The organism is Inquilinus sp. (genome assembly GCF_039594555.1).
Taxonomy (GTDB): domain Bacteria; phylum Pseudomonadota; class Alphaproteobacteria; order DSM-16000; family Inquilinaceae; genus Inquilinus.
In genome coordinates this window covers 1-6,815 of record NZ_JBCNNF010000370.1, presented here as the reverse complement: position 1 = coordinate 6,815, position 6,815 = coordinate 1, and the positions used below count along the sequence as shown (strand labels likewise).

The following is a 6,815-nucleotide window of genomic DNA, read 5'->3' as shown; positions in this document are numbered from 1 at the left end:
CCCACCCACAGCAGCGAGGCGCCGATGACGCTGAGCACCAGATTATGCGGCGCGAAGGCATGCACCACGCCGGCGCCGTAGCCGTGCCGCTTGCCGATCACGATGCAGGCGACGAGGCCGGCGATGCCGGCATTGATATGCACCACCGTGCCGCCGGCGAAGTCGAGCACGCCCGCTCCGAACAGCCAGCCATTCGACTGCCAGACCCAATGCGCGATCGGCGAGTAGACAATGATCGACCACAGGGTGATGAAGACCAGCAGCGACGAGAACTTCATGCGGTCGGCGAAGGCGCCGACAATCAGCGCTGGGGTGATGATCGCGAAGGTCATCTGGAACATCATGAACACGCTTTCGGGGATCGTCCCGCTCAGCGCGCCGACCTCGAGGCCTTTCAGGAAGCCCCGCGACAGGTCGCCGACATAGGAGCCGCCGGGACCGAAGGCCAGGCTGTAGCCCAGCACCATCCAGATGATGCTGACCAGACAGGTGATGGCAAAGCACTGCATCAGCATGGCCAGGACATTGGCCTTGCGCACCATGCCGCCATAGAACAGCGCCAGCCCCGGGATGGTCATCATCAGGACCAGCGCGCTCGAGGTCAGCATCCAGGCGGTGTCGCCTGAGTTCAAGGTCGGTGTCGCTGCGGCCGCGGCGGGCGCCGCATCCTGCGCCATCGCCGGCAATGCCATCAGCAAGGCGGAAACTGCGCCTCCCAGTCCCCAAAACGTCCGCTTCATTGAGTTGTCTCCAGCCTTCGTCCTTCCGGCTGACGGTCGGCAGCCGCCCTGTTCGGCACCGGCACGAACCGCCCTTTCGCCGAGGGGTAAAGCAAGTGCCGTGCCGATTTTGCCGGAGACCGGCGGAACCGGGCCGCGGCGCCCGGACGACGCCCGCATTGACCGAAATTTGAGCAGAGGTTTCGACGTTGGTTAAAATTTAACCATCCGGCATGGGTGCCATCCGGCCGCGACCGCGCTAGGGTGCCGCGCCTTTAGCCAGAGAGCCGCCATGAGCAAGAGCGTCACCCGGATCCCGCTGCCCTCCCCGTCCCTCGGCACCAGCCGCGTCGTCACGGTGCACCGCTACGGCCAGCCCGGCGCGCGCCCCAAGGCCTATGTCCAGGCCGGGCTGCACGCCGATGAGCTGCCGGGCATGCTGGCCGCGCATCACCTGCTGCGCCGGCTGGACGCACTGGACGCTGCCGGGGCAATCCAAGGCGAGATCGTAGTGGTGCCGGCGGCCAACCCGATCGGCCTGTCGCAATCGGTGCTGGAATACCATGTCGGCCGCTTCGCCCTGGACGGCCGCGGCAACTTCAACCGGCACTATCCCGATCTGGCGCCGATCGTGGCGCCGCGCATCGCCGGCCAGCTGACCGGCGATGCCGGGCGCGATGTCCGGCTGGTCCGCGCGGCCCTGCTGGCCGCGCTGGCGGAGCAGCAGCCGGCCGACGAGACCGCGGCCCTGCGCAAGACGCTGCTGGGCCTGTCGATCAACGCCGATCTCGTGCTCGACCTGCATTGCGACAACCGGGCACCGGTGCATGTCTATCTCGGCACCCCGCTGTGGCCGGACGCCGAGGACCTGGCCCGCGAGTTCGAGGCCGAGGTCGTGCTGCTGGCCGAGGAATCCGGCGACAACCCGTTCGACGAGGCCAACTCCTCGCCCTGGTGGGTGCTGCCGCGACTGCTCGGGGACGGGCGGACGCTGCCGCCCGCCTGCCTGGCGGCGACGATCGAGCTGCGCGGCCAGGCCGATGTCGATGACGAGACCGCCGGGGCCGATGCCGACGCGCTGATCCGCTTCCTGCAGCGCCGCGGCGTGGTGGCGGGCGACCCCGGCCCGCTGCCCGCGGCACGGTGCGAGGCGACGCCGCTGGCCGGCAACGAGATGCTGCGCGCCCCGGTCGCCGGCATCGTCACCTATTCCCAGCCGCTCGGCGCGCGGCTGCGCCGCGGCGACCATGTCGCCGACATTGTCGACCCAACCGCGGCCGACCCGGCGCAGGCGCGCACGCCGTTGAATGCCGGGGTCGACGGGGTGCTGTGGTCGCAGGGGCTGCACCGCCTGGTGCGGCCGGGCGACATCGTCGCCAAGATCGCCGGGGCGGAGCCGATCGAGGGCCGCGGGGCCATCCTGCTGACGACCTGATCGGGTCCGGATCCGCCTCGCCGGGGTGGCGGGAGCCATGCACGCAGCGCGTGCATTTCCTCTCGCCTTCCCCGGCCGATCGCGGCACGATGGGCCTTGAGGCCATCGCACGGCCAGACCGCCCGTGCCTCGTCATCGGACCCTCGGCCGGCAGAGCCACGGCCTGGATCCGCCAATCGGACAGCCTTGATCCATGAGTGCCCCGCACCGTTCCCCGATTCCGCTCGTCACGCGCGCCGGATCGAAGCCGACCGCCTTTCCGGCCGCCGAGACCGCCCGCCCGGCGACCTATCTGATCCGGCTGCGCGACTTCGTCGTGCCGATGTCGATCGGCGTCTATGCCCATGAGGAGGAGCGGCGCCAGCGCGTCCGCATCAGCGTCGAGATGGAGGTCGAGCTGCCGGCCGGCGGCATCGGCGACGACATCGACCGCGTCCCCTCCTATGAGGGGCTGGTGCAGGGCCTGCAGGCCCTGGCCGAGCGCGAGCATGTGCGGCTGATCGAGACCGTCGCCGAGCATGTGCTGGACCTCGCCATGGCCCATCCGATGGTGCTGCGCGCGGTGGCCGAGGTCGAGAAGCTCGACGTCTTCCCCGAGGCCCAGTCGATCGGCGTCCGCTTCGAGCGCCGCCGCGAGGGCTGAGGCTCAGTCGTATTTGATGTAAGCGAAGCCCGGGTCGGACGGGGTGCCGTCCAGCCCCGTGCCCTCTTGGGCCGGCTGCCAGGCCACCACCTCCTCGATCTTGCGGGCCAGGGCGAAGTCGCGGTCGGTGATGCCGCCGCCGGCGTCATGCGTGTTCAGCCGCACCTCGACCCAGGCCCAGGAGGCCGCGATCTCCGGATGGTGCCAGGCGGCTTCGGCCAGATGGCCGATGGCGCCGATCGCCAGCATCGTGCCCTTCCAGCCATGCGTCTCGTAACGCCGGTAGAGGCTGCCGTCCTGCAGGCGCCAGCGCGGCAGGTCGCGGGCCAGGCGGGTCTCGACCTCTGCGGGCGGATAGGCATGCGGTTTCGCGGCCATTTCGGTCCTCCCGGTGGGACGGGCGGCCCCGGCGGCCGCCCCTTTCCGGAAGAATAGCGCGTCAGTCGCGGATGGCATCCCCCCGCGCCGCCACCACGGCGAAGCGGTCGGCCAGGGCGGTCAGCGCCGCACGATGCACCTCCGCCGCCGGCCGCACGCCGCCGAGCGGGTCCGGCAGGTCGCGGCTGGCGCAGGCCGCGGCCACCACCGTCGAGAACAGGCCGTGATCCACCGCCGAGCGGGTGGTGGCGTCGACGCACATATGGGTCATGAAGCCGATGGTCACGAGTTTCCTGCGGCCGGTGGCGGCGATGCGGTCCGCCAGATCGGTGCCGGCGAAGGAATTGGGCAGGCTCTTCTTCACCACCACCTCGCCGGCCGCCGGCGCCACCGCCGCGATCGGGGCGACAAACGGGCCGTCGACATCGAACAGCCCGCCCTTGCGCTCGTTCAGCACATGGATGACCGGCGCGCCAAGGCGCCGCGCCCGGGCCAGCAGGGCCGCGGCCTCCTCGACCGCAGGACCGACGCCCGGCAGGGCCAGCCCGCCATCGCTGTATTCGCGCTGCATGTCGATCAGCAACAGGACCGACTCCGACAGGGAAGCGGGTTCCAGCCGGGCACCGGCATGGTCGAGCAGGGTCTTGGGATGCATGGATCGTCTCCCGAATGGAGGGAATCAGGCGGCCTGCGCCGACGTCTCGGCGGCCAGCGCGGCCGCCACCGAGGGGCGGGCGCCGATGCGCCGATGATGGGCCGCGATCGCCGGCCAGCGGCCGAGATCGATGGCGAAGAACCGCGCCCAGCCCAGCAGCGTGAACAGATACGCGTCGGCGACACTGAAGCCGCCTTCGAGCAGGTAGTCCCGCGCCTGCAGCGCATCCTCGACCACGGCGAGGCGGCGGAACAGCTTGTCACGCAGGATTGCCTTCGCCTCCTCCGGCAGCGCCGGGTTGAACAGCGGGCTGAAGCCGGCATGGATCTCGCTGGTGATGAAACTCAGCCATTCCTGCAGCCGCACCCGCTCCCAGGTGCCATTCGCCGGCGCCAGCCCGGCCTCGGGCTTGAGGTCGGCGAGGTATTGCACGATCACCGCCCCCTCGGTCAGCACCTGGCCGTCATCGAGCTGCAGCGCGGCGACGTAGCCCTTGGGGTTGATCGCCAGGAAGTCGCCGCCATCGGCGGTTGTCTTGGTCCGGTTGTCGACCCGGACCAGGGTGAAGGGCAGGCCCAGCTCGCGCAGCACGATATGCGGCGACAGCGAGCAGGTGTCGGGGGCGTAGTACAGCTTCATCGAACACTCCGGCATCCGGCCGCCGCAGGGAGCGCGGCGGATCACGCGCCCAGATTTGGCTGCCGCCGATCCTGCAGGAAAGCCGAGATTCCGCCGGAATATTCTGCAATACTGCAGACATGGATTGGGACCTCGCCCGCTTCGTCCTGACGCTCGCCCGGCACGGCACCGCGTCGGCCGCGGCGCAGGCGCTCGGGGTCGACCAGACCACGGTGTCGCGCCGCCTGGCCGCCGCCGAGGATGTCCTCGGCACGCCGCTGTTCGAACGGGTCGAGCGCCGCTTCCGGCCGACCCCAGTCGGCGCCGCGGTGGCCGCCGAGGCGGAGACGATGGAGCGGGCGGCGATCGCCATCGAGCACGCGGCGCGCGACCGCGACGCGGCGCTGTCGGGCCCGGTCACGATCTCGGTCCTGCCCGGCTTCGCCGCCGAATGGCTGATCACGCGCCTGGGCGACCTGCGGCGCCGCTATCCCGGGCTGCGGCCGACCGTGCGGAGCACCGACGTCAACACCAACCTGGAGCGGCGGGACGCCGACATCGCGCTGCGCCAGGCCCGGCCGCGCTCCGGCGACCTCGCGGCCCGGCTGGGCGTCCGCATCGGCCATGCGGTCTATGGGCCCGAGGATGGCGGGGTCGAGGGCTGGATCGCGCTGGAGCCGGCGCTGGACGCCGTACCGCAGATGGTCTGGCTGCGCGAGCAGCCCGGCGGCACCGACCCGGTGCTGCGCGTCACCGGCGGGCCGGAGCTGATGGCCGCGGTGCGCGCCGGGCTGGGGCGCGCCGTGATCCCCTGCTACATGGCGGACTCCGCCCCCGGCCTGCGCCGCCTGTCCGGCCCAGTGCCGGTGGCCAGCCGCGAGCTGTGGATCGTCCTGCCGGCTCCGGCCAAGGACGTGCCGCGCATCCGGGTCGTCGCCGACTGGCTGGCCGCCGCGCTGGCCGAGGATCGGGAGAGGCTGGAGGGGGTTCAGAGTTAGTCCGGGACACTCGCTCGACGGCGGCTCTCCCCCTCACCCTCCCATCGCTGCGCGATGGGCCCCTCCCTCTCCCCGAGGAGAGGGAATAGAATGTAGCGGTCCCATCACCTCTCCTTGGGGAGAGGTCGAAATCGCATCGCGATTCGGGTGAGGGGGCGGCCCCGGCCTATCCGCCTGATTTGGCAGCCGGCTCCGGCACCCAGCTGCCTTCCCGGTCGGCATGCCCGTACAGCCGCTCCACCAGCACCCGCAGCGTCGGGTCGGCGTCCAGCGCCTCCTGCATCCGGCTGAAGGTGCGGGTGCGGGTGACGCCGTGCTCGTGCCAGGACTTGCCGCCGCTCATCACGTTCTGGGCGAAGGCCTGCAGCCGGTCGAGCGCGCGGGCGTAGCGCGCCTCCGGCGTCTCGCCGGTCTCGAACTCGGTCCACCAGCCATGCACCTTGTCGCGCAGGTCCGGCGGCAGCAGGCCGAACAGCTTCACCGCCGCCTCGGCCTCGCGCGCCGCCTGGTCCTGCCGGCCGACATCGTCATAGGCGAAGGTGTCGCCGGCATAAATCTCGACTAGGTCGTGGGTCAGCACCAGCGACAGCACCTTCGCGATGTCGACCTCGAAGCCGATCTCATCCTTCAGCAGCAGGGCGTACAGCGCCATGTGCCAGGTGTGCTCGGCATCGGTCTCGCGCCGGCTGCCGTCGGTCAGGTAGTTCTGCCGGGTGATCTGCTTGAACTGGTCGCAGACCAGCAGGAACTCCTGGATCCGGGCCAGGCGGTCGCCAGGGGTAGGGGCGGCGGTTTCGGTCATGTTCGTCACCAGACGGGGTCGATGCTGCGCTGGCCCAGGATCTCCTGGATCCGGCGATGGGTGGCGCCGTGGATGTCGCGCGGCAGGGCGTCGGCCGGGAAGAACCGGGCCTCGGCGATCTCGAAGGACAGGCGGCCGCCGGACGGGCGCCAGCGGTCGGCCAGGAACAGCGCGACATGGTCGCAGCGCAGCTTGTCGAAATGGGCATAGACGCCGAACAGCCGGTCGACCGATTCGACCTCGACCGCCGCCTCCTCGCGCGCCTCGCGCACGGCGCAGGCCTCGAAGCTCTCCCATTTCTTCACGCCGCCGCCGGGGAAGAACCAGCCGGGGCGGTAGGTGTGGTGCACCAGCAGGAAGCGCCCCTCCCCGTCCCGCACCACCATGCGGGCGCCGAGGGTCAGCGGCTTGCGCAGCCTGAGATAGGCGTTGTGGGCGCGGTGCAGCAGGCGCGGCAGGGTGCGTCGGGCCGTGGTCATGGCCCGCAGATGACCCGGCGAGACGGGTCGGTGTCAACCGCCCCGGACGCCGGGCCTGCTGCGCGAGGACGCCTACCGCTCGACCGAC

The 6,815-nt window shown here is 70.9% G+C and carries 8 protein-coding genes and 1 pseudogene; 3 read left to right on the top strand and 6 right to left on the bottom strand.

The window, feature by feature from the left end; all coding sequences use genetic code 11:
- Window positions 1-740 (bottom strand): annotated as a pseudogene (locus ABDW35_RS28790) (ammonia channel protein); the annotation flags it as partial.
- A gap of 271 nt (window positions 741-1,011) precedes the next feature.
- Between ABDW35_RS28790 and ABDW35_RS28785 the strand changes: the two are divergent.
- Together ABDW35_RS28785 and ABDW35_RS28780 are read left to right on the top strand one after the other, a co-directional pair.
- Window positions 1,012-2,154, top strand: a complete 1,143-nt coding sequence (locus ABDW35_RS28785) for a succinylglutamate desuccinylase/aspartoacylase family protein (RefSeq protein WP_343717290.1) — start codon at window positions 1,012-1,014, stop codon at window positions 2,152-2,154.
- 193 nt (window positions 2,155-2,347) lie between these two features.
- Entirely contained in the window at window positions 2,348-2,797 is a 450-nt protein-coding gene (locus ABDW35_RS28780) for a dihydroneopterin aldolase (RefSeq protein ID WP_343717289.1), read from the top strand.
- A 3-nt stretch (window positions 2,798-2,800) separates the two neighbouring features.
- Here ABDW35_RS28780 and ABDW35_RS28775 read toward each other — a convergent pair whose 3' ends face one another.
- The 3 genes from ABDW35_RS28775 to gstA form a co-directional block, all read right to left on the bottom strand.
- Window positions 2,801-3,175: a 4a-hydroxytetrahydrobiopterin dehydratase gene (locus ABDW35_RS28775; RefSeq protein ID WP_343717288.1), complete on the bottom strand. Its 375-nt coding sequence runs from the start codon at window positions 3,173-3,175 to the stop codon at window positions 2,801-2,803.
- 61 nt (window positions 3,176-3,236) lie between these two features.
- On the bottom strand, window positions 3,237-3,830 hold the full coding sequence (locus tag ABDW35_RS28770; RefSeq protein WP_343717287.1) for an isochorismatase family protein: 594 nt from the start codon (window positions 3,828-3,830) through the stop codon (window positions 3,237-3,239).
- Window positions 3,831-3,854: 24 nt separating this feature from the next.
- The gene (gene gstA / locus ABDW35_RS28765) at window positions 3,855-4,469 is read right to left on the bottom strand and encodes a glutathione transferase GstA (protein WP_343717286.1); all 615 of its coding nucleotides are present in this window, start codon (window positions 4,467-4,469) and stop codon (window positions 3,855-3,857) included.
- 119 nt (window positions 4,470-4,588) lie between these two features.
- Here gstA and ABDW35_RS28760 point away from each other — a divergent pair, with 119 nt between their 5' ends.
- Entirely contained in the window at window positions 4,589-5,446 is an 858-nt protein-coding gene (locus ABDW35_RS28760; protein WP_343717285.1) for a LysR family transcriptional regulator, read from the top strand.
- Window positions 5,447-5,612: 166 nt separating this feature from the next.
- Here the strand turns inward: ABDW35_RS28760 and ABDW35_RS28755 are convergent, their stop codons facing one another.
- Together ABDW35_RS28755 and ABDW35_RS28750 are read right to left on the bottom strand one after the other, a co-directional pair.
- Window positions 5,613-6,248, bottom strand: a complete 636-nt coding sequence (locus tag ABDW35_RS28755) for an HD domain-containing protein (protein WP_343717284.1) — start codon at window positions 6,246-6,248, stop codon at window positions 5,613-5,615.
- A 5-nt stretch (window positions 6,249-6,253) separates the two neighbouring features.
- Window positions 6,254-6,727, bottom strand: coding sequence for an NUDIX domain-containing protein (locus ABDW35_RS28750; protein ID WP_343717283.1), 474 nt, complete (start codon window positions 6,725-6,727; stop codon window positions 6,254-6,256).
- Window positions 6,728-6,815 lie beyond the last annotated feature (88 nt).